The sequence below is a fragment of the Sulfitobacter sp. SK012 genome (assembly GCF_003352085.1).
In the GTDB taxonomy this organism is placed as follows: Bacteria; Pseudomonadota; Alphaproteobacteria; order Rhodobacterales; family Rhodobacteraceae; genus Sulfitobacter.
The window spans coordinates 1,410,919-1,432,753 of the sequence record NZ_CP025804.1; the positions used below are offsets into that span (position 1 = coordinate 1,410,919).

General features: G+C 52.8%; 14 protein-coding genes. 10 read left to right on the forward strand and 4 right to left on the reverse strand.

Annotated features, from left to right (window positions below):
• Positions 1-12: 12 nt before the first annotated feature.
• A complete protein-coding gene (locus tag C1J03_RS06915) occupies positions 13-285 on the reverse strand; it encodes a hypothetical protein (protein WP_114884980.1) in 273 nt (90 codons plus the stop codon).
• An 814-nt stretch (positions 286-1,099) separates the two neighbouring features.
• On the opposite strand from C1J03_RS06915, the gene C1J03_RS06925 reads away from it, so the two are divergent.
• From C1J03_RS06925 to C1J03_RS06960, 6 genes are all read left to right on the forward strand, one after another.
• Positions 1,100-2,047 carry a DMT family transporter gene (locus C1J03_RS06925; RefSeq protein WP_114884983.1) on the forward strand — a complete coding sequence of 316 codons (948 nt, stop codon included), beginning with the start codon at positions 1,100-1,102 and terminating at the stop codon, positions 2,045-2,047.
• A gap of 118 nt (positions 2,048-2,165) precedes the next feature.
• A complete protein-coding gene (locus tag C1J03_RS06930) occupies positions 2,166-2,630 on the forward strand; it encodes a hypothetical protein (protein ID WP_216825902.1) in 465 nt (154 codons plus the stop codon).
• A gap of 465 nt (positions 2,631-3,095) precedes the next feature.
• Positions 3,096-3,749 (forward strand): DUF2461 domain-containing protein, encoded by a 654-nt coding sequence (locus C1J03_RS06935; protein WP_114884987.1) that lies wholly within the window; start codon positions 3,096-3,098, stop codon positions 3,747-3,749.
• A 774-nt stretch (positions 3,750-4,523) separates the two neighbouring features.
• Positions 4,524-5,813: a tyrosine-type recombinase/integrase gene (locus C1J03_RS06945; protein WP_114884991.1), complete on the forward strand. Its 1,290-nt coding sequence runs from the start codon at positions 4,524-4,526 to the stop codon at positions 5,811-5,813.
• Complete coding sequence (locus C1J03_RS06950; protein ID WP_114884993.1) at positions 5,803-6,435, forward strand: hypothetical protein; 633 nt, start codon at positions 5,803-5,805, stop codon at positions 6,433-6,435. Before C1J03_RS06945 ends, C1J03_RS06950 begins: the two co-directional genes overlap by 11 nt.
• A gap of 400 nt (positions 6,436-6,835) precedes the next feature.
• The gene (locus C1J03_RS06960) at positions 6,836-8,374 is read left to right on the forward strand and encodes a YfjI family protein (protein WP_254694207.1); all 1,539 of its coding nucleotides are present in this window, start codon (positions 6,836-6,838) and stop codon (positions 8,372-8,374) included.
• An 871-nt stretch (positions 8,375-9,245) separates the two neighbouring features.
• On the opposite strand, the gene C1J03_RS06970 is transcribed toward C1J03_RS06960, so the two are convergent.
• A complete protein-coding gene (locus C1J03_RS06970; protein WP_114885001.1) occupies positions 9,246-10,085 on the reverse strand; it encodes a TIGR01459 family HAD-type hydrolase in 840 nt (279 codons plus the stop codon).
• A gap of 192 nt (positions 10,086-10,277) precedes the next feature.
• On the opposite strand from C1J03_RS06970, the gene C1J03_RS06975 reads away from it, so the two are divergent.
• The 4 genes from C1J03_RS06975 (at position 10,278) to C1J03_RS06990 (ending at position 18,543) form a co-directional block, all read left to right on the forward strand.
• Entirely contained in the window at positions 10,278-11,534 is a 1,257-nt protein-coding gene (locus tag C1J03_RS06975) for an ABC transporter substrate-binding protein (RefSeq protein ID WP_254694208.1), read from the forward strand.
• Positions 11,535-11,550: 16 nt separating this feature from the next.
• Positions 11,551-12,642: an ABC transporter ATP-binding protein gene (locus C1J03_RS06980; RefSeq protein WP_114885003.1), complete on the forward strand. Its 1,092-nt coding sequence runs from the start codon at positions 11,551-11,553 to the stop codon at positions 12,640-12,642.
• A gap of 4 nt (positions 12,643-12,646) precedes the next feature.
• A complete protein-coding gene (locus tag C1J03_RS06985; protein ID WP_114885005.1) occupies positions 12,647-14,482 on the forward strand; it encodes an ABC transporter permease in 1,836 nt (611 codons plus the stop codon).
• A 704-nt stretch (positions 14,483-15,186) separates the two neighbouring features.
• Entirely contained in the window at positions 15,187-18,543 is a 3,357-nt protein-coding gene (locus C1J03_RS06990) for an ATP-binding protein (protein WP_114885007.1), read from the forward strand.
• Between the two features lie 49 nt (positions 18,544-18,592).
• On the opposite strand, the gene C1J03_RS06995 is transcribed toward C1J03_RS06990, so the two are convergent.
• Both C1J03_RS06995 and C1J03_RS26040 read right to left on the reverse strand, forming a co-directional pair.
• Positions 18,593-19,912: an adenylate/guanylate cyclase domain-containing protein gene (locus tag C1J03_RS06995; RefSeq protein WP_114885009.1), complete on the reverse strand. Its 1,320-nt coding sequence runs from the start codon at positions 19,910-19,912 to the stop codon at positions 18,593-18,595.
• Between the two features lie 518 nt (positions 19,913-20,430).
• On the reverse strand, positions 20,431-20,862 hold the full coding sequence (locus C1J03_RS26040; protein WP_216825903.1) for a DUF3995 domain-containing protein: 432 nt from the start codon (positions 20,860-20,862) through the stop codon (positions 20,431-20,433).
• Between the last annotated feature and the right edge of the window lie 973 nt (positions 20,863-21,835).

Genomic DNA, 21,835 nt, shown 5'->3' on the forward strand with positions numbered 1-21,835 from the left:
AAGGACACCGATCTATATCGGGTCCGGTTCGACATGGCGCATCTCGAATAGGCATGGGCGCTGGTTAAGGCGTCTATCTAACCCATCACACCTGATGTTGAGGAACACGCAGCCCACGGTGAGGCTGACGCCATCCGCAAACGGGCCGTGACCGTGATCCGGGAGTTGATCGACAGCCGCACCGACTGCGTCGAACACGAGGGCAATATCTATGTCCGAAGGGGTGCCGTGCGCGACCGTGCGAAGAACAGCAAGAGATGCCGAATATAGCGGCTCTGAGTCCATTTTAACCGATGCTGCGGCTTGTACGAACGTCTGCTTCCGTTGATATTGTGAAGCATGGAACAGGAAGTCAAAACAGGGTCATCAAACTGAAGAACTTGGGCCGATGCCATTTTCGTTTGGGCGTTCCTTTTCTTGTGGCTGAGTGGGATGATAGCGGGTCTGACGGCTGATGCTTGTCGAAGTGACCGTTACGAAGGAGAGAAAAAGCTTCGATTCTGCAATATTTCACGAACAGTTGGGAGCTTGATACGAGTATTTCCCTTTGAACGAGCAAAAGGATCTTTTGTCCTACTTGAAAAGGGGATTGCACTGGCACAAGTCGGTCAAGAAGAGGATGCACTTGAGGCGTTCAACATAGATCTCCGTGATGCGCGGACCAATTCCGGATCATGGGAGCAGATACTACATCAGCGAATGGCCAATTTTGAAGATCAACGTGTGCTTGAGTTTTGGGTGTCGGTTGTAGAATCAGCAGAATAGGAACTTGGCCAAAACCTATACATTTCTGGCACTGGCTATATCGGCCGTTGTGAATAGCTTCTGAAAAGCTGCCGGTGGATCGCTTACTTCAAAAGGCAGCTTTGTCCGCAGAGCAATTGTTAGTGCAGAACGCAGCGAAGGACTGCTTCGAGCCCGGAACGGTCATTCCTCGATGGCGCAGCATCGTCACAAAGGGCGGGCTGCGCCGCGGCAATCTAGTTCACCGGCGAATGGCAGAAATGAACCGTTCTTGCCGCAGCTTCAATATCCGCGGAGGGCGCACATTGAGGCAAGTCGCTGGACGCCCGTTCTGGACAGGCTTAGCGTCCAGAGTATGAAACTTTCCCTAACCTCGCTTGGGCCGCTCTTCGCGGTAATTGCGGTGACATTGTTCTCGTTGAACGACGTCACGATGAAGTTCTTGTCCGGTGGCTATGCGCTCCACCAGATTGTATTGATCCGCTCTCTCGTCGGAATATCGGTTGTGCTGCTTTTTATGATGCCTTTTCAGGGCGGGCGTGCTGCGCTAAAAACCGGACGCCTCGGCGCACAGATGGCGCGGGCCGGTATGGTGTTCTTTGCCAACATGACCTTTTTCCTCGGCCTTGCAGCACTTCCACTCGCAGACGCCGTCGCCCTGTTTTTCGTCTCCCCCTTCATCATCACCATCTTTTCGGTATTGTTTTTGGGAGAGGTCGTCGGCCCTCGCCGCTGGGCTGCTGTGGGTGTGGGCATGCTCGGCGTCCTCATCATACTGCGACCGGGCACATCGAGTTTTCAGCTCGCGTCGTTACTGCCAATTGCTGCCGCGTTCGGGTATGCTGGTTTGCATATTATGACGCGCTATTTGCGCGACACGGAAAGTGCACTCTCCATGGTGTTCTACATCCAGTTGATGTTCATCGTAGCGACCCTGGCGTTGGGTCTGATCATGGGGGATGGCAAGTTCGCAGGCAGCGACAACGCATCGCTCGACTTCCTGTTTCGCGCTTGGGTGGTGCCGACTCGCGCAGATCTGCCCTCCTTGCTCATTCTCGGCGTATTCGCTTCCGTGGGTGGCTACTTTATCAGCCAAGCCTACCGCTTGGGCGAAGCCGCCCTAGTGGCCCCATTCGAGTACCTCGCCCTGCCTCTGTCGATCCTACTGGGCGTACTGATCTTCGATGAATGGCCCGACTTGGTGGCGTGGATCGGGATCGCACTGGTTCTCGGCTCGGGGCTCTACACCGTTTGGCGCGAAAACCAGCTCGCCAAACGGCAATCTCCTAAACGGCAAGGCTGACAGAAATCAGGTCAGGTCTGTGCCAAAATTGGCTTTGGGGATACGACAACATTGACAGAACCAGGCTAATGAAAGGCCGCTTTATGTCGAAAGCGGCGGACCCACCTATTGCGCCCGTATGGTGCCTTTCAATCACTTCGCTGTTGCTGCCAGCATTCCCGGTTTTTATGACGCGTTCGATCTAGCCGCTTTGTATGATTTTGAATATATTCAAGGTGGCAAGGTGGCAAGGTGGCAAGGTGGCAAGGTGGCAAGGTGGCAAGGTGGCAAGGTGGCAAGGTGGGCAGGTGGCAAGGTGGGCAGGCCGGGAAGCCGCGAAGACTTCTCGGATATCCACGAATATGTCTCCGGTGTGCACACAAACGCGATGATGGCGATGCAAAATACCAGCCCGCCAATTCCATTTTTTGGTGGTACACTCAAAATTGCAGAACCCTATTTCGCGATCAACGGCGATATAGAATCGGCAGCCAAGGTGTGCGGCCAACTGACAATGGAAAAATGGAAAGGTCGTCTGAATACTGTAGATGTGTTCACCGAAGGCCATTGCTGGACAGCAGTTGTGGATCTGATGATCGACTGAACATATCGAGCATTCTTTGATTTACTCTGGCGGCCACGTCCCACTCGAAGAAACGCTTTTGGAAAGTGGCGCAAATAAAGTTTGAGCTAGGAGAACATGCAACCCGTTTTTCCAGCTCCTTTCACGCATTTAAGTAAGAGCAAATATTGATTTATGAGGCCTAGTTGGCCGCTCCGTCCGCATGGCAGTCACTCACATACCGCGCACCGAAAATTCGCTCTGAGCCCTCTTTACCCAATGCCACCCCGCAGCATTTCGTATGAGTGGAAAATCCAGCCTATTGCGAACGGCCCTTTCCGGACCTTCGGTTGTATCGACAAATTCCTTGTCGACTTCCGATAAGCAGACCTTCAGATACGCGGCAAAAATCCACAAACTCATAGCTGTTGTTGTTAAACGACCTTACAATGGTGTTGCGACAGCGCAGACACTCATCGTGACAACCTCAATTCAGGAGCGGCGAACATGGTTGAGCCAGAGACATTTACATTCCTAGCAGATCTTGCCGCGAACAACCGCAAAGTTTGGATGGATGCACACCGCGAGGAACGTGACGACGCTCTGCGCAATTTTACGGGCATCGCGACGACACTCCATGACTATGCGGGTCGTTTTGACCATAACGTGGCCGAGGCAAGGATCAAACCAAAGCAACGCTATTCCAAGTTCTTTCAGGAAGCGCGTGATCGTGTCGGACCCGGCTTATACCGCACGGATGTTGACGTATTCGCCAACGCAGGTAACCCGGCCGAAGATGTCGGATATTATCTCCATATCGAACCCGGGAATTGCCACGCTGGTGCGGGGCTTTTCCACCCCTCACAAGCAACACTTGCCTCCCTGCGCGCGCGTCTGGTTGATGACCCCCAAGGGATTAACGACCTCGTGAATGATCCAGAATTCAATGATGTATTTCCGGACGGAATTGTCACACGCAAAGCGCTGAATTCTGTTCCTGAAGGTTTTGACACTAACGATCCAGCAGCAACATATTTGAAGATGGTCGGCTTTGGGTGCCGCAAGGACCTGCCAGATGGGCTTTTGCTGGAAGATGACGTGATTGGGCAATTGATTCACATCTTTAGCTCAGCCAGCCCGCTGGTCAGGTACTTTGAGTGATCATGCGGTCAAAAGGTTTTTGAACAACTGTGTTCTAGTTCTTACTATCCGCCAGCATTTTCGGCACTTTTTTAAACCCAATCACATTACTCTTGGCCGGAAACTATCCACGTCGGCTCGCATAGAAGTGCTCAAGCAATACGAAGGCATATCAAAGTAGATCGAACATGACCCTTCAGACGATTGGGGTGCCGAAAGACTGAAAGTAACGAACGCCGTGGCGGCCTCTCTCTTCTCCGAGAGCATTGATGAGGATATCAAGGCTCTCGAAGAGCTGCTCAGGGTCGACCTGAATGGGTTCTGATGATCTTACGGCTTCGTACTGAAAACTACCTCTAGAAACTATTTGTAAATCTAGGATGTTGTTGGCGGCAGGCTCCTACAGCGGCAAGGGCATCCTCAGACAGGCCGGTAGCTTTGCATTTGCAGTGCGTGAAATTCCACGTCCAATTTCCAGGCCCGAAAAATACAAAGTAGATGCCTATGCCCTTCACGATGTTGAATATTTTTGTGTGCATAGATGTGATCTGAACGTAGGTTAGTAATCAAAAAAACTAAGATCAGTAACTTATAGATGTAGAGTGGAGGCGAGTAGGGCATACGTACCGCCGTCTCAATTTGTATCATTTTGTCATATTTTTAAGTAGTTTAGAGAATGACCTTGTTCCTTTTAGTCGCATGAAATAGCAATCAATCACACCCGTTTGGGTGGGTATTTGTGGGATAGAGAATTTCAGGCCGAGATCGTTCCCCGGTTTGAGCAAAGGTTGGATTATGCCGAGACGAGCCAAGGAACTCGGGCCACTGGAGGTCAAGCGTTTGACCCGCCCTGGCGTACACGCAGTGGGCGGCATCGCGGGGCTCGCATTGCAGGTGACCAGCACGGGAGCGAGATCTTGGGTGTTCCGCTTTCGGCATAATGGCCGACGTCGAGAAGCAGGTCTTGGGCCCTATCCGGATATTTCATTGGCCAAAGTCCGCGACTACGCGCGCGAAGCTCGGGAGCTGTTGAGGCAAGGGGTAGATCCTATTGCTGAAAGGCGGGCTGCGCGCAGAAAGTTAGTTACTTTCGCTGAGGCCGTTGAGAAATTTGCAGATGAGAAGGCGATCGAATTTCGGAGCACGCTCCACCGCAAACAGTGGCGCGCGTCGCTTGAGAGGCACGCAGTTCCGACACTTGGTGACATCGCCGTCAAAGACATCACGCTCCACGACATTTTGAATATGCTTCGACCAATTTGGCTTACAACAACAGAGACAGCATCAAAAGTTCGGCAGCGCGTTGAGCGGGTATTAGAATACGCAACTGTTGCCGGGCATCGAAGCGGAGAAAACCCTGCCAGATGGCGCGGTAATCTGGACATGGTTTTACCAGCACCAACGAAGCTGACGGGCGCGAAAAACTACCCGGCATTGAGAGTAGACGACGCCGCAAGGTGGTTTGCGGCTCTTCAGACGCGATCTGGTTCAAGCGCGCGTGCCCTGGAGTTTCAGGCGTTAACTGCATCACGCACTGGTGCGGTGCGCTTTGCAACTTGGGATGAAGTAGATATTGATCGCGGGCTTTGGACGATACAACCTGGACGGCAATCCTCAAAGATTTCGCCCTCAGGTCGGCCACACCGAGTGCCGCTATCAACCTTTGCACTAAGCCTTCTACGGATGCTCCCGCGGGCAAACAACAATCCGCTGGTATTTTGGGCACCCCGCGGCGGTCCTTTCTCTGATGCCTCGCTTTCCGCCGTTATGCGGAAAATTCACGCGGCGGATGAGGGTGGCAGGGGAAAAGGATACTTTGATGCCCAACGAGCTCGCGCTGCTGTGCCGCATGGACTGCGTTCGACTTTTAGAACTTGGGTAGCGGAGCGTACTCAGTTTGACGGGGACATGGCTGAAATTGCTTTGGCGCACAAAGTTGGCAATAAGGTGCAGCAAGCGTATGACCGCTCAGACCAGTTGGAGAAACGCCGCGTGATGATGGAGGATTGGGCCGCCTTTCTTCAGGGCAATGACGGTGCCACAGATATCTTGGGGTTGGATAACGGTAGTCTCAATGGGCGTTAATGAGCTTCTGAAATCGAAGGAATATTACATTGCCGCGATGGATGAAATTGCTATCGAGCAAGGCGTTCAGCCTCGTGATCAAGATGGCCAGCTTGCGGCTTCGGTAGACCTTGAGCAAGAGGCCATGCGGGCTGCGTTGCAAGTAATAGATCTCTTAAAGATTAGCGGAGACTACGAGAGGGAGCGTGCTCGTCTCTGGGACGATCTTGGTTTGGCCCGATATCGTTCGGGCGGGGGCGTGAAACTTCCCGCCGCCCTCTTGGATTTTGCAAAGGAATGGGGAAATCTAAAAAACGGTATGGAAAGCCCGGACAGATCCGAGCGAGAGCAATTTAGAAAGTTCTTTGAAGTTGCACAACTTGGACCAAAGAGCCCTCCAGAAATCCATCCACTTATTTCTGTCCTCCGACGTGTCAAGAAAAGGCGGGGTCGAACACCAAAATTGAAGCCAGCTTGGCTCAAAGACACCGATGAACTCGATAAAATGCGATTGTTGCACGCAAAGGGTATGAGCATTCCGGAAGCTGCGCGACAGGTGGCTCAGGACGAGGGATTTTCCCAGCAAGACAGTCGTGCAAAACGCTTCGAAAATTTATTCCGGAATCGAATGAAGCTTCGGTAAATTAAATACGTCGGATTTCTATTACTTTGAAAGTTCTGCACCGGTCAGCGATGGTAATGTCAGCAACAACATGAGGTGAAATCAATGAATGAAACGTACCTTTCTGACACCGATCTAGCCGCACGTTTCAACGTAACGCGGCAAACGGTTTGGCGTTGGCATCGATCGAACGGAAGGTTCCCCCGTGCGCTTTCTTTGTCGCCTGGCTGTACCCGCTGGAAGCTCTCAGCAATTGAGACTTGGGAAAAAAATCTCGTTGAAATCGCATAGGAGTAGGGTGAAGAGCTTCTGTAGGATATAGACTTTCGATTTTTGATCCTTTGGGGTCACAGCTCAAGTTCTGCCTGCCGCCCTGAACCGACTTAAACAAAACTGAGCATAGAAAGCTCACATCAAAATATTGCTGGAGACTAAAGTAATGCTAACTAACATGTTTAGCAAAGGGGAGAGCTGTGTCTCCACTGCTGATGTAGAACCGACCCCGCTCTTCGGGGAATTGAGAGAAGCTGAGCGAGTTCCGTGGGAGGCGCTTGGTCCCCTGGCTGAGCCCATCAAAGGTATATCGACGTTGACGCAAGCACCGGCGGCCATCGCGATGCAAAGCGTGTTGGCGGTTGTAAGTACGGCAACGCAGGGACTTGGGGATGTGGAGAGCCTGCACGGGCATGTCCCCATAAGTTTGTTTGCACTCACCATTGCCCAATCCGGAGAGCGCAAATCGGCATGTGACGCGCTAGCAACAGGCGCAATCAAACAGGTCGATCAAGAGCGGGAACGTCAGTACCGCCGTGCCAAACGCGTGTTTGAAGCCGAGTTGATTGAGTTCCAGAAAGGCAAAAGACGAAAGCCAAGCAATGACTTTGATGTTCTTGAAGACGAGTTCAAAGATTCAGAGGTTAATTTGGTTCCCGAGCCACCGCTTGTTCCCACTTTATTGGTCAGCGATGTGACGATCGAAGGGTTACATCGACGATTAGAGACTGGCACGCCGTCTGTCGCGGTCATGACAGACGAAGGTGGCCAGTTCTTTGGTGGGCACAGCATGAAGCGAGAAAACGCGCTCAAAACAGCCGCCGGGTTTTCCAAGCTGTGGGATGGTTCACCCATCAGTAAAAGTCGTGCATCATCAGAACCGAGTGTGCTTTACGGAAAGCGGGTGTCGTTGCATCTGATGATACAGCCCGGTGTAGCCCAGACGGTGGTTGGCGATCCTACGATGAAGGATCAGGGGCTCCTCTCTCGCATACTTATCGCATGGCCCGACAGTAAGATTGGATCTCGCAAAATAAGGAAGGACCCATCTCGCATTGCAGAAGAAATCGAAGCGAAGGCAACATTGTATACATTCAATGAGCGTATCAAAGAACTTCTAAATCTTGAGTTATCGGTTCACCCTGAGACAAGGGCGGATCTTGACCTTCGTCAGTTGCCGCTCTCTGAGCAGGCGCGTGCAAAACTAGAAGAGTTCTATAACCGCGTGGAGCAGGCCTCAAACAAGGGTGAGGCTTTTGAGTATATAGCTGGCTTTGCGGCAAAGGCACCTGAAATGGCGGCTAGGATCGCTGGCGTACAAACGTTTTATGCAGATGCCGGCGCAATCGAGATTACCGAAGAGATGATATCAAACGGAATCGCCATGATGGAATGGTATCTGTCGGAAATGCAGCGTGTTTCGGATACAGGCAGACCGGACGAGGAACTGTGTACTGCTGAAGACCTCAGACAGTGGGTTGTAAAGCGGTGGCAAGGAGATTTCATCGATAAGCGTACCATGATGAAAAACGGCCCAGGTCATCTGCGTGACGGGAACACATTGCATCGCGGTATCCAAAAGCTCGAGGCGCACGGCTGGCTGGTTCGCGAGGCTGGGCGACAGGTCATCAATGGAGCTATTAGTAAAACATATTGGCGTGTGGTGCGTCCGAGCGCGGCGGTATGACTTCGGCTGGTATCGAACGCATCCGAGCGTGCTTTGAAAAAGCGGAAGAAATTTTCCCGATTGTCTATCCTGAAAACCGCCATGGGGCCCAGCTAGGATTCTCTCGGGGATCTTTGCCGCAATTGCCGCAGTTGCCGCAGCCAAAGGCGTCTGCATGCAGAGTGCTCACAGACCGGGAAGATGAGTTTGAAGAGCGCGCGGCCATCATTGAATGCGACGGCGGGTTGCCACGGCCACTGGCAGAGTTTTTGGCCGGGCGGGGCAGGGGGTAACAAGACGCCGTCTGGGCGTTATGTGGAAGTGCGATGCGGCGTAGTTGTGATGCGCAATATCCGCGGCACGACTATGCAAATGAAAAGAGCGATGCGCTGGTTGCAAGGGCGCGGTTAGTGACGGGGCTATGCTCAGGGCAAGGTGGATAATGTGGTGCGGCTGGTGGGCTCGCGACCGTGATACGCGAGTGAAGTAGTCCGATTGCTGCGGTATGCACATGTTGGCAAGGGGCGGAAACCGGACCTTCGCTGCGGCTTGGACAGAGGTCTGCTTTGCGAGACAAAGCCGCAGTTCCAGTACGACCAAGCAACTACCGCTTCCGGCCCAAACTGACCGATGCTGCACCATGCACATTTCGACACTAAGGGCGGAAGACCTTCGCCGCGGTCGGTGCGAGTGACTGCTGTGCGGGACAAAGCGTCACTTCGTTGTAACTACATCAACGTCTACTATGGAGTACACACCAAAGAAATGATGCGCGCTTCAATAGGGTCACGATCAGCCTCCAAGACTCCGACTGACTTCCTTCGAGCTTCTGATTTAGGCAGGTCCGCCATATCTGGGAAAATCGGTTCGACAACACCAAGAAATGACTTTTTCACTTCAACCGCTCGATAGAGTAAGTGGGTGTCTCGTAGTTTTTTTCCGCAACCAGTCGGGCCAGTACCGCATCATGAGAACCTTGGTCGAAGTCTGCTGCATATAACCCACTTCGGATTAACAGCGTGTCCCAGCCGGCGGCATGACCTCCAGCTATGTCATGTTCCAAACTGTCTCCGACCATCAAAAGCCGCTCCGCCTTTAGCTGTGACTTTAGTCCATCAAAAATGGGGCGATGAGGCTTGCCATAAAACACGACTTTGCCACCGCGTTTGCGGTATGCATGTGCTAGTGCGCCGGGTGACGTGACCAGCCTACCTGCAGAGCGAGGGCTTGATCGATCAGGATTCGAACAATAAATTGGCAACCGCGCCTCAAAGGCTTGGTCCAAAATATCTTGCCACTGAGCTGCATCATTCCCGTCAGGCAATCCCATCAACAGGATTGCTTGAGCAGCTTTAACCGTGTCTTCAAATTTGATGTCTAGGCCTTCGGCCCAATTTTTGGCGTCGCCGGGGCTGCGTTCGATTGGAAAAAACCGACGCTCGGTGATGAAGCGGGTTTCAGTGTCTCGCCACAACGCCTCGCCGCTGGTCATCACGGCCGTGAATAATGAAGGCGCAAATCCCATACCCGCAATACGCGCGGCATTTAAGGCACTGCGTTTTCCTGAATTGGAAAGAACCGCCAGGGGAATTCCGTTTATTGCAAGGCCGACAAGGCAGTCAACTGCACCCGTATAAGCTTTGCTACCGTCGTGCAGAACGCCCCATTGATCCAAAACGATCGCATCGTAGTTTGATGCGATCGTAGAAATGTTGTCCAAAACCTGTGTCACAGTTCTTCAGCTTCTGGGCTTGGCTTTTCTTGATTATGCATTGGGCCTCTGTGTGTGAATCGCACGAGATAACTCTATCGCCCGGGAGGTTAAACGCAATTGTAGTTGCAAAAGACTTTTGAATCTCTACGCTTACATGCTGTAAAGTATGAATTTTTGCAATGAGAGCAAAATTAAAACAAGTGGGAGAGAATGGTGAAATTTACAAAACGAAATTTTCTGCGAGCGCTAACAAGAATGGCGGCGGCGACACTGCTAACCACCGTGGCATCTGTTTCCGCGGCTCAAGAGGTATCTGCAGAGCTTGACGCGTGGCTGAAAACTAACTCTCTGGGCACCCATGCGATGGCGGAAGAAAGCTGGGACGATATCGTTGCAGCAGCAACAAAAGAGGGGGAAGTTTCTGTCTACACCGCCTCTGGCCGTATTGCCAAACTCGTGGACCATTTCCAGGCACTTTACCCTGGTATCACACTCACCGTTTATGATCTGGGATCGGTTAAGACGATTGAGAAAACCGTCCGGGAGCAGGACGCAGGTATTTTTACTGCTGATGTTATAACCACAGGCAATTCTGGGCAGGTTATTCACGAGCTCTTGGCGAACCATCGCATATTCAACTATGTGCCGGCACATCTCAAAGAGAGCATTCCGGAAGAGAACCGTGACCCACTGCTTATCCGCGTGAATGAAGCCATGGTGTTTTTCTATAATACAGAAACCTACCCCGACGGCGCGCCAATCAGCAATGTCTGGGAGCTAACCCAAGACGAATTCCGAGGCCGTGTTGGGATCAAAGACCCGATGGGATCCGGGTCGTCGCTTATGGGCTTGGCAACATTGGTGCAATACCCTGAAGAAATGGCCGCAGCTTACAAACGCCTAACAGGCGAGGACATTGTGCTTGGCGACGGCGTGCCAGATGCGGGTTATGAATTCGTGCGGCGTTTGTTAGCCAATGATGTTGTGATCTTTAAGTCAGGTTCAAAATTGGCCGATGCCGCAGGTGCCAAAGGTCAAGATGATGCAATGATCGCAATGACCAGTATGACCTATATTTCGCGCAATGATGACAAAGGAAATGTGAACGCAATCATAGCAGATCTCGATCCGGCTGCGCGCATGGTCTATCCTAACTTTATGTCTATTGGAGCCAATGCACCGCACCCCAATGCTGCGAAAGTGTTGATAGCATATCTGTTAGGCAGTCCTGAAATTACACTCGATACGAAGCTGGAGAAGCCGTATCTTGAAGGCGAAAGCTTTGAGTTGCTTCAAGGGCTGGCCCCTTATCACGATGCGGGGTCAGTTAGCCCGCGCAGCGATGTGCCATTGCCTCAGGGTGGTGAGATTTGGGACGAGATGGTGGGCTGGAATGTGTCTGCTGACTTTATGTGGGAACAAGGCCCACGCTTGCGCGACTTCTGGCTAATCCATTCCAGCCAGTAAATAGGGACGCAAAAACATGGGACAAATACGTCTTGATGGGATCGTAAAGTCCTATGGCAAAGAGGTCGTGGTCAAGAACCTCGATCTCACTGTGCAGCCGGGGGAATTCTTAACCATCCTTGGGCCATCTGGCTGCGGAAAAACCACAACCCTGCGTATGATCGCAGGGTTGGAGGAGCCGGACCAAGGTGACATCACACTGGGTGATAGAGTTGTCTTTTCGCGCAGCAGCGGGGTGGTCATCCCCCCCGAAGCGCGACACCTTGGGTTGATTTTTCAGAGCTACGCTCTTTGGCCACATATGAACGTGGCCAAAAACATTACATTGGCTTTGAAAGAACAAAAAATCTCTAAAGCTGAAATTAAAAAACGGCTGGAAACTGCATTGGAGCTTGTGCAGCTGACAGGCTATGCCGAACGCTATCCTTCGGAATTGTCAGGCGGGCAGCAGCAAAGGGTTGCAGTAGCGCGCTTGATTGCGTTGCGCCCGTCGATCTTGTTGATGGATGAGCCACTTTCCAATCTTGATGCGAAGTTACGTACCGAGATGCGTGCCAGTCTTAAGCGCCTGCATCGCGATCTTGAAGCGACGACAGTTTATGTAACGCACGATCAAATCGAAGCCTTGACCCTGTCGGACCGTGTGATCATCATGAATGAAGGGCAGATCATGCAAGAAGGATCGCCTTATGATATTTATCACCATCCAGCGAATATCTTTGTAGCCGAGTTTATAGGCGATCCGGGGATCAACCTGTTTTCGGGAACAATTGCAAATGGTGCACTCGACTGTGGGGCTATTTCAATTCCCCTTCCAGATGCCATCGCCAAGAGCAGCGGTAACCTGATTGCAGGCATTAGGCCGGAGAAAATCGACGTGTCTGAGACTGCGATTGATGGTTGGCGGGAAGTCAGTACGGAGATTTTGCAGCCCACAGGAGCAAATACGATTCTGGAGGTTAAGGCGGGTGATACGCCTATAACTTTGCTACAACCCGGCTTTATGACCTTACCCGAGAGCACCCCGCTTTGGATCAACTTTGATCACGACGCGATAAGTTTCTTTGATACAGACACGCAGCAAAACATGCGCACTGAGGCGGGCTAAAAATATGGCAGCAGTGGAAAGCGGCAAACCAGCGTTTTGGTCATTGCAGAACGTTTCTTATCAAGCGTACCGGCTGAAAAACCGGCCGGAATTGATTATCGGACTGCTTGCGCTTGGGTTTCTAAGCTTCGTCGTGCTGGTTCCATTGCTGCAAATTATCAAGGATGCGTTCACGTTTCAAAGCTATGATCTTGCCTATAACCCAGACGGCGTCGTTGGCGAATTCACCCTTTTCCATCTTGACCGCGTCTTTAACCAACCCATTTCGGCGGCGCTCTTTTACAAGCCGCTAATGAACAGTCTCAAGATGGGGTTTGCCGTCACAGTGATTGCTCTGACTGTCGGATTTAGCCTTGCGTGGTTGATGGTCAGAACCAATGTACATTTCAAAGGCGTCTTTGGCGCTATGTTGGTGTTTCCGTATATGATGCCATCATGGGTGATGGCGATTGCGTGGCTTAGCCTGTTCAAAAATGACCGCGTTGGTGGGTCTGAGGGTGTCCTGACGTATCTTACTGGAACGCAAGCGCCTGATTGGGTGGCTTACGGGATATTCCCGATCGTGATTACCCTAGCGCTTCACTACTACGCATACGCTTATCTGCTGATCTCTGGCGCTTTGGCGACAGTTGATAGTGAGTTGGAGGAAGCGGGTGCGACCAGCGGTATGGGCAAATGGAAGCGCATTCGCGTGATCACTATGCCTTTGTTGATGCCGGCGATTGGGTCGGCGATTGTACTGACATTCATTCGTATTTTAGGAACGTTCGGCACGCCTGCATTACTGGGCCTGCCTGTTCGGTTCTTCACATTCTCCACGCAAATCTACGCCTCGATCAACGCCCGCAACCAAGGCGACGCTTTTGTGTTGGCGCTGGTATTGATCGTGCTGGCGATCTCGTTCATCTGGGTCAACAGTCGCATAATTGGTGTGCGCAAAAGCTATGTGACAATGACTGGAAAAGGTTTTCGAAAGCACGAAAGTGACCTTGGAAAAATGCGCTGGCCTGCGACCGTATTGGTGATCTTGTTCCTGTGCATGACTGTAGCCTTGCCGCTAATCTTGCTACTGTGGGAATCTCTGACGCTAATCCCCGGAGACTACAGTTTATCGAACCTGACGACCTATTTCTGGGTCGGGCAAGGCAATGTTAATCTGGCCTACGGAGAACCCGGCGTCATCCACAACAAAGGCATTCTCGGCGCATTGCTCAACTCTGTTAAACTTGGCTTTGCGGCCGCCTTGTTCAACGGAGTCCTCGGCCTTTTGGTTGGTTATGCAGTGGTTCGCGGGCGCGGTAAGCGTCTCTCAAAATGGCTGGAAGCAATCGCGTTTGCGCCCTACATTTTCCCATCTATTGCTTTAGGGGCGATTTATATCGGGATGTTTTCGACTAATATCGGCCCAATTCCTGCGCTCTACGGCACGTTCACTATTTTGATCTTGATCACAGTGATAAAAAACTTGCCATTCACCTCACGCACAGGAATTGCAGCAATTTTGCAGATCCACCAATCCCTAGAAGAGGCTGCCCGGGTCCAAGGCATCGGCTGGTTCAGGCGCATGTTCCGCATCATCATTCCGTTATCCATGAGCGGGCTTGTTGCGGGGATGCTGTTGACCTTTATCACGGCGATGCGGGAGCTATCGTTGATTATCTTGCTGATCTCGCCGGGCAACATGGTTTTAACAGGCCTGATATTTGGCTACCAAGAACAAGACATGGCGCAGCATTCCAGCGCTGTGACTTTGATGCTTGTACTCATCATCATCATAATCAGCGTCATTGTTCGCGTTATGTCGCGCAGCGCCGGTGTTGGGCGGCTAAACGCAACTTAATCTTGTCATGTTGAGACGGCGATCAATTCCGTAGCGGCGCATGGTTTGGCCATGCTGGAGCATGTACTTTTTCTTTTCGAGTGAACTGACCACATCAGTTGACCAGTCGCACCACTGCAGAAATCTTGCAGTATAGGCTCTTTCCTGCCGTTGGCTGCGCAATGCACCAAGGTCGGCTTTGGGCCGTTCGCGACATTGGTTGGCGAGTGAGTTGGCCCAATTGCTGCACCATGCACATCGTGACAAGAAGGGCGGACAGCCGCCGTTCGCTGCAAGTGCGAGGCGGCAAAACATCAACGGCGAGAGCTGACATTCACATTACCGAGGATCTCAGCTTCTTTCTGCACCGCCGCAAGGCGGTTTGGAAGCCCAAACCAGCCGCGTCACAATGGGTCAATTTAGCACTTGCAGCATGATCTGGAGTTTTCACGACCGACCCTGACATTCCCGTCAGTTCAATAAAGCAATTTGCTGTATCGTTTCGCATCGCATCGCATGCATTCATTCATCGTGCAGCTTTTCTGGCCGTCAATGGGCATCCCAAATGGCTGGAACTTCCCGGATCACATTACCGTCGACAGACTGACAGCCGTTAAGCGGACTGATTGAAGCGTAAAGTAAGGGCATGACACTAACCAAGATATGGTTAATGTCAGGTTTGGAGAGGTGTAGGTGGCTGACATCGGTACCTTTGGAGGATCAAGTTGCAGGACATTCAAAGTTGGCTCGCTGAACTCGGCTTGGAAAAATATGCTGCGGCATTTGCGGAGGCGGAGATTGATTTCGACATCTTACCAAGTCTCGATAAGGAAGACCTTAAAGATCTAGGTTTGCCGATTGGCCCGCGCCGAAAAATCATGGATGCAATTCAAGTGCTTGGCGGTGCGTCAGTTCCGCCACCTCTCGCTGCGGCAGAACCCGAATTGCCTTCTGCCCCGCTCTCTGGTGCAATTGTCCCTTCCGACGCCGAACGTCGCCACCTGACGGTCATGTTCATCGACCTTGTTGGCTCGACAGAAATGGCAACGCGCTTGGACGCGGAAGATATGCGTACTGTCATCACCGGTTACCAGAACACGGTTGCCGGTGTGGTAAGCCGGTACGAGGGGTTTGTGGCCAAGTTTATGGGCGACGGCGTGATGTGTTACTTTGGCTGGCCGCGTGCCGGTGAGGACGATGCGGAGCGCGCTGTGCGGGCGGGGCTGGCGATCATCGACAGCGTCAAGTCAACAAAGGCACCGGACGGCACGGTCCTGGCAACCCGGATAGGGGTCGCTACGGGTGTTGTAATCGTTGGGGATCTGATTGGAAGCGGCGCAACTCAGGAAGCAGCCGTTGTTGGTGAGACGCCCAACCTGGCCGCGCGACTACAAGGCGTTGCAGGGCCGAACCAGCTTGTCCTGCCCATTGAAACTCAGCGTCTGCTGGGCAGCACTTACAAGCTGATGTCAATTGGTGCACAGAAGCTGAAGGGCGTGGGTGAGGCTGTGGAAGCCTTCGTCGTCGAGGGAGAAGCCTCCGTCGAAAGCCGCTTTGCGGCGCGCCAGTCTGGGACCCTGACGCCCATCGTCGGGCGCGACCGTGAGATCGAACTGATGTTGGAACGCTGGGCGCTTACCAAATCAGGCCAAGGCCAGATGGTCATCGTCAGCGGCGAGGCAGGCATTGGTAAGTCGCGTATCACCAGAGCGGTCGTCGACGAAGTTGCGAAGGACGATCACACCCGCATCACCTATCAGTGCTCGCCCTATCACGCGGATTCAGCATTCTACCCAGTTATTCAACAATTGTCGTTTGCTGCAGGAATTGCACCATCAGATGGGCCGGATACCCGGCTGGACAAGCTGGAGGCGCTGCTCGGTCAGGACCCCGACATATTGAAGCTGATCGCGCCGATGATGGGTCTGGAAGGAATCACTCGATACGGCGCGCTTGATCTGACACCTGCTCAGCAGCGGGCGCGCACAATGCAGGCGTTGACAGAATTGCTTGTTGAGCAGGCCAAGGACAAACCTCTGCTGCTGGTCTACGAAGACCTGCATTGGGTTGACCCCACATCTCTTGAACTATTGGATCTCTTGCTTGACGCAATTGCCGATCACCAGATCATGATTTTGGCCACGGCACGTCCCAGCTTTGAGTACGGCTTTGGCGGGCACCCCATTGTGACGCGCTTTACCCTGAACCGGTTGGGCAAGGATCAGATTGGGGACATCGTCGCCAAGTTGACCAGCAGCAAGGCGCTGCCAGACGAGATCATGGAGATTATCGCGCAGCGAACGGATGGCGTACCGCTTTTTGTCGAGGAACTCACCAAGACGATTTTGGAATCTGGTGCGCTAAAAGAGGATGGTGACCGTCTGGTTCTGAATGGACCGCTCAGTACTATCGCCATTCCGGCGACGCTGCATGACAGCCTGATGGCGCGTCTAGACCGATTGCAACCGATCAAGGAGGTGGCACAAACCGCCGCCTGCATCGGGCGGGAGTTCAGCCATGGCTTGCTTGCGCAGATCTCCCTTTTGCCCGAAGTGGAACTGACCACCGCGCTGGACGGTCTGATCGCGGCGGAGCTAATTTTCCGCCGGGGCGTGCCGCCCGAGGCGACGTATCTGTTCAAGCATGCGCTTGTCCGCGATGCGGCGTATGAGAGCCAGCTGAAGGAGAAGCGTCGCGCTATCCACGCGCGCATCCTGAAAGCACTTGAGATCGACCCCGATATTGGCCTTGAGGTGCGCGCCGTACATGCCGAAGCCGCCAACCTAACCGACCGCGCCATCGACCTGTGGGAAGCAGCAGGCAAAGCCGCCATCGCAAGACCGGCGTTCAAGGAAGGCATCTCCAACCTTCGTCGCGCAATCTCGCTGATCATGCCGCGACTGGAGACCGACGACACCACCATTCTCACCCGGGCGCTTGGTTTTCAGGTCCAGCTCGGGCTCGCATCGATGGCTGGTAATGGCTTTGGCAGTGACCAGACCAAGGCGGCTTGGATTCGGGCGCTGGCTTTGGCAGACGAGGTGGGAGAAACGCCGCTACGTTTCTCGATCCTCTACGGTCTGATGACCACTCGCTACATTCGCGGCGATCACATGGAAGCAATTCGACACGGGCAGGCTTTGGTCGACTTGGCGGAAAACTCGATAGAGACGGCGCATCCCGTTGTGGCTAACCGATCCTTCGCCATCAGCCTGATGTTCGCGGGTCAAGTGGAGCAAGCACAACCCTATTTCGATCGCGCCTTGGACCTTTTCAACCTGGACCAGCATCAAGGCCTCGCACATCTATATGGAGTCGATCTGGGCATAGGAAGCCATGGGTACATATGCCTCAACCTCCTGATAAGGGGCAAAACTCAGCGTGCGGAGAGGATATTTAGAGACGGCGAACGATATGCGGCGGCTTGCAGCGATGTCGCGTCGGACTGCTATCTACAACTTATCGGCACGATTATGAATGTCGTTACCGGTGACAGAGCTAAAATGGAGCGGCATGCCAAATGCATGTTTGATCTTTCGGAGCAGTATAAGCTCCCTTTCTTTGAAAGCCACGCAGCCCTTAGTCGCGCGATTTTGAGGTCTGAAAGTGGCGATTCAGCTGCCATTGCTAACTTTGATAGCATTGACGAAGCTACGGAGGCGACAAAAGCGTTGGCCTTTCTTCCGTCATGGAGAATTGAGTCGGGCATCCATGCCTTGGCGCTAGGGCTTCGCGCTCAAGCAGCACGACTGGCCACCAAGGCGCAGCAGATGATGGATGAAACCGGAGAGAATATGTGGCGGTCCAACCTTCACCGCTTGTACGCGTCTTTGGCACGCGATGAGGGAAATGGCGAAGCCGCGGAACGGCACCTCAACGACGCCCTTTCGGTCGCCCGCCAGCAAGGTGCCAAACTTTGGGAGCTGCGCGCAGCCATTGATCTTGCTCATATCATGCAGGATCAGGGTCGCATGGATGAGGCCATTGCTATTCTCACCCCCGTCCACGCAAGTATCGCTGACGGAGACTGCCTCAAAGATCAGGCGACGGCCCGGAAGTTGCTCGAAGAGTTTGCGACGTAACCCTGCCGTCTGCGGAATAAAACGGTACCTCGTCCGAGACTGGTCGTAACTATTGGACTCGTAGAAGTTCTGTCTCTTCTGATAGTCCTTTCAACTGATGCGCCCCAAAGGTTTCAAAGTCAATTTCCTGATCTGCCGTAAGGTCAGCGAGCAAACGTGTGATGAGAATTTCACCGGTTTTCGCGTGATCCATGACACGCGCGGCAGTGTGAATGACCATGCCGGCCACGTCGTCGCCACGGATCTTGATTTCACCTGCGTGCAGTCCAGCTCGGATCGGAATGCCTGCCTGTCCCAGCAAGTTGACCAGTGCAGCCGCGCAACTAATCGCTCGCGACGGTTTGTCGAAGAGGGCAAGGCTACCGTCACCGGTGCTCTTGACAAGCCGCCCTTTGAACTCGGACACAACCTTCATTACCAGCGCGTCATGCCGATCCAGAGTCTTGCTCCAGTCTTGATCTCCAAACCGACTAAGCATTTCCGTTGACCCAACAATATCGGTGAACAGCACCGTAGATAGGCGTCTATCCGGTGCAGTATCCGTTGATGCTCGTGACTGCGCGAACTGGGAGATTGCCCGGACTTCGGCCTGAGTATCGCCCAAAAAGATCACATGGTTTCGACCGGACAACTCCAGATAAGTGGCATTAGGTATGTGATCCGCCAAATAACGACCATTGCGATAATTAATTGCGCGATCTTTTCTACGTTGCAGAATTAGCGTCGGCACACAGATCAGCGGCAACACCTGCCGAACATCCATTTTAGCGGTCAGTTCATAAGTTTGCCGGACAACATTTGGTGTGCAGGCCTGCCGTTGAAAACGGATAAACGCATTTTCTGCCTCGGCGTTGCCAACCAAATCGGGCGCAAAAATAGCGACCGATTCATGGGTGCCCCATGTCTTGGGAAAATGCTCTACTAATGCTTCTCTCAGTGGCATGTACGGATAATCCTCTGACCCGCAAAATTTTGCCATTGAGGCAAACAGCACCAGGTTGTCTACTTTTTCCGGATAAGTTGCTGCGAATAAAATACACATTGGGCCACCTTCGGACGTGCCAAACAGAGTGGCGCTATGGGAACCCGATGCCGCCATCACTGCACCCACATCCTCCATGCGTTCCTCAAAGGTCGGCGCTCCCTGGATTGGGTCCGACACGCCCTGTCCACGCTTATCAAACACAATGACGCGAAAATGTTCTGCCAAACTGCGTAGGAATCTAGCCTGTGCAGGATCGTCCCATGCCATTTCAATGTTTGAAATCGTCCCAGGCACATAGACCAAATCATGTTTACCCTGGCCAAAGACCTGGTACGCAATGCCTATGCCGTCACAATCCGCATATTGTGTTCTCGGGACATCCATGACGGCATACTACTTTCAGATGAACTGCAACTTTTGCTCAATAGGTATTGCATCGCCTCTCGTTAGTCTACTGCGGCGGTGCTCCGATAAGCGAACTGCCGGACGCGGTCATTGGGACGACAGCAGCGAACGCTCACTAAGCCTGCTGACCGACGCTTCGCCCAACAAAATGCTGCACGATGCACGAATGGCAGCAATGCGAAAGCCGCGCCGCAGCGTTGGGTGGCGACGTCAATGGCCGGTTAGGGCCGTGAGTGTCTCCAGTCGTTGCCCTGCTTCGGGGGGCCGCGATCATGCGGGCACTAAGGGGCGTCGTAGGTTTGGTGCTGAATATTCATCGGAATGCCCTCTGTTAGCCGAGGCAAAATCACCTCGACCAACAGCACACACCCGACATCAAAACCCCCGCGACAAATACCTCTTCAGCGTAACACTCGCCACAAGCGCGAAGCGATTTAGTGCATGAGCCCAAAGCGACCGCGCTACATATGTAAGAACGGCTGCTTTTTCACCCGAAGCTAAGACAGCGCAGCGTTCAAAATTATGGCACCAATAGCCAAGCAAATCGGGGAATAGTATCTTCGATCTAGTCGCCGGAATGGTTGCTCTGGAGTTACCCGGGACCAGAAAGTGGTAAAGCCAACAACACCTCGACCAACAAAAACGAGACCCGCTCCCAGCAGGGGTATTGCGGTGGCTTGGTTTGATTTTGGCTGAAGTATTTCAAACAATAGCAAAAGGGCTACGCAGCAAAGGGCGACAGCAACAAAGAGGCATTGAGCAGGAGGCGGCATTCTATCGACATTAGGGAAGCCAGCTACCGCGCGAACAAGTCGCTTTTCATCAGTTATCGGCCACCATAGCCGTCCTGCCCATGCGAAATGTAACCCAGAAATCACCAAGACGGCCACAAGTGCAACTACGGTCAAAGTGAGCATCATGATTTCCATTTTCAAATCCCAAAATCTTGGTGCACCTTAAGGAGATCAGCCTTTGGCACAACCGTAACAGACTACCGCTTAGTCCCACCGTGCCGTCATCCGACCAAGTAGACTGCTACGGGACGCTCGAATGGCAGCAATGCGAAAGCCGCACCTCAGCAAAGGAACGAACGGTGGAGGGCCGCTCTGGGCCGTTTACGCCGGTCATGGGACAGACGATCTAGCCCCATTGCTGCACCATGCACATTTGTCGCTATGTGCGGCGGGCTCAACTGATCGACGCAATACATGCATTGAAGCGTTCTGCTGAGCTTCATAAATCAGCGTCATTCGAGGTCATTCATTGAACTGCCTTGCGACAGCACTCAGCTTGCTTGTCTATGTGTCGACAAGTTAGTGCCCTTTGAGAAGTACTCGGGCATTAGGCAGGTGGTATTTTTGTTTTTGCGACGTTGTTACGGTAAGTGTTGGCCCTACAGAAAGACCTCTATGTCGGGCCCAATGGAAAGGCCTTGTGGCCAGCCATCTTCGAACTGCGATCTCACGTCAGCGAGCGGTCAGTTCATTGGGCAACCTGCGTGAAACGCTGCGATGGCTGGGCCTGACGTTGCCAACCTTGTCAGACGAAAAGAAATTTAGCATCTTGGGTGTCCGATTATAGTTTTGGGTCCTTCCCTGAGCTTTACCGCACGCGGGTAATTCGCACCGCATGATGTCAGTTTGTTTCAAGGATAGCTTGGGTTGAGATTTGGGTTGTTGTTATTCATTCGGCTCTGGCCACCCAAACTGCCCTTGGGTCTCGGCGAGAGGCTTCGATCGGCAGATCCCAGAAATCCAAGTTCGCGTCGCAGTCCCTCGTGTGCTAAGGGCGGTAATGATTATTCTGTTCCAACTCTGCCTTCGGCTATCAGGAGGTTCTACTGGGGGCTATTGGAATATCGCATGTGGTTTTGTAAGTGAGCTGAAGAATGCGTAACGCCGA

Bases quoted from the DNA above. Each gene is read 5' to 3' on its own strand.
- C1J03_RS06915 (WP_114884980.1), bottom strand. From the start codon at position 285: ATGGACTCAGAGCCGCTATATTCGGCATCTCTTGCTGTTCTTCGCACG.
- C1J03_RS06925 (WP_114884983.1), top strand. From the start codon at position 1,100: ATGAAACTTTCCCTAACCTCGCTTGGGCCGCTCTTCGCGGTAATTGCG.
- C1J03_RS06930 (WP_216825902.1), top strand. From the start codon at position 2,166: ATGGTGCCTTTCAATCACTTCGCTGTTGCTGCCAGCATTCCCGGTTTT.
- C1J03_RS06935 (WP_114884987.1), top strand. From the start codon at position 3,096: ATGGTTGAGCCAGAGACATTTACATTCCTAGCAGATCTTGCCGCGAAC.
- C1J03_RS06945 (WP_114884991.1), top strand. From the start codon at position 4,524: ATGCCGAGACGAGCCAAGGAACTCGGGCCACTGGAGGTCAAGCGTTTG.
- C1J03_RS06950 (WP_114884993.1), top strand. From the start codon at position 5,803: ATGGGCGTTAATGAGCTTCTGAAATCGAAGGAATATTACATTGCCGCG.
- C1J03_RS06975 (WP_254694208.1), top strand. From the start codon at position 10,278: ATGGTGAAATTTACAAAACGAAATTTTCTGCGAGCGCTAACAAGAATG.
- C1J03_RS06980 (WP_114885003.1), top strand. From the start codon at position 11,551: ATGGGACAAATACGTCTTGATGGGATCGTAAAGTCCTATGGCAAAGAG.
- C1J03_RS06985 (WP_114885005.1), top strand. From the start codon at position 12,647: ATGGCAGCAGTGGAAAGCGGCAAACCAGCGTTTTGGTCATTGCAGAAC.
- C1J03_RS06995 (WP_114885009.1), bottom strand. From the start codon at position 19,912: ATGGATGTCCCGAGAACACAATATGCGGATTGTGACGGCATAGGCATT.
- C1J03_RS26040 (WP_216825903.1), bottom strand. From the start codon at position 20,862: ATGGAAATCATGATGCTCACTTTGACCGTAGTTGCACTTGTGGCCGTC.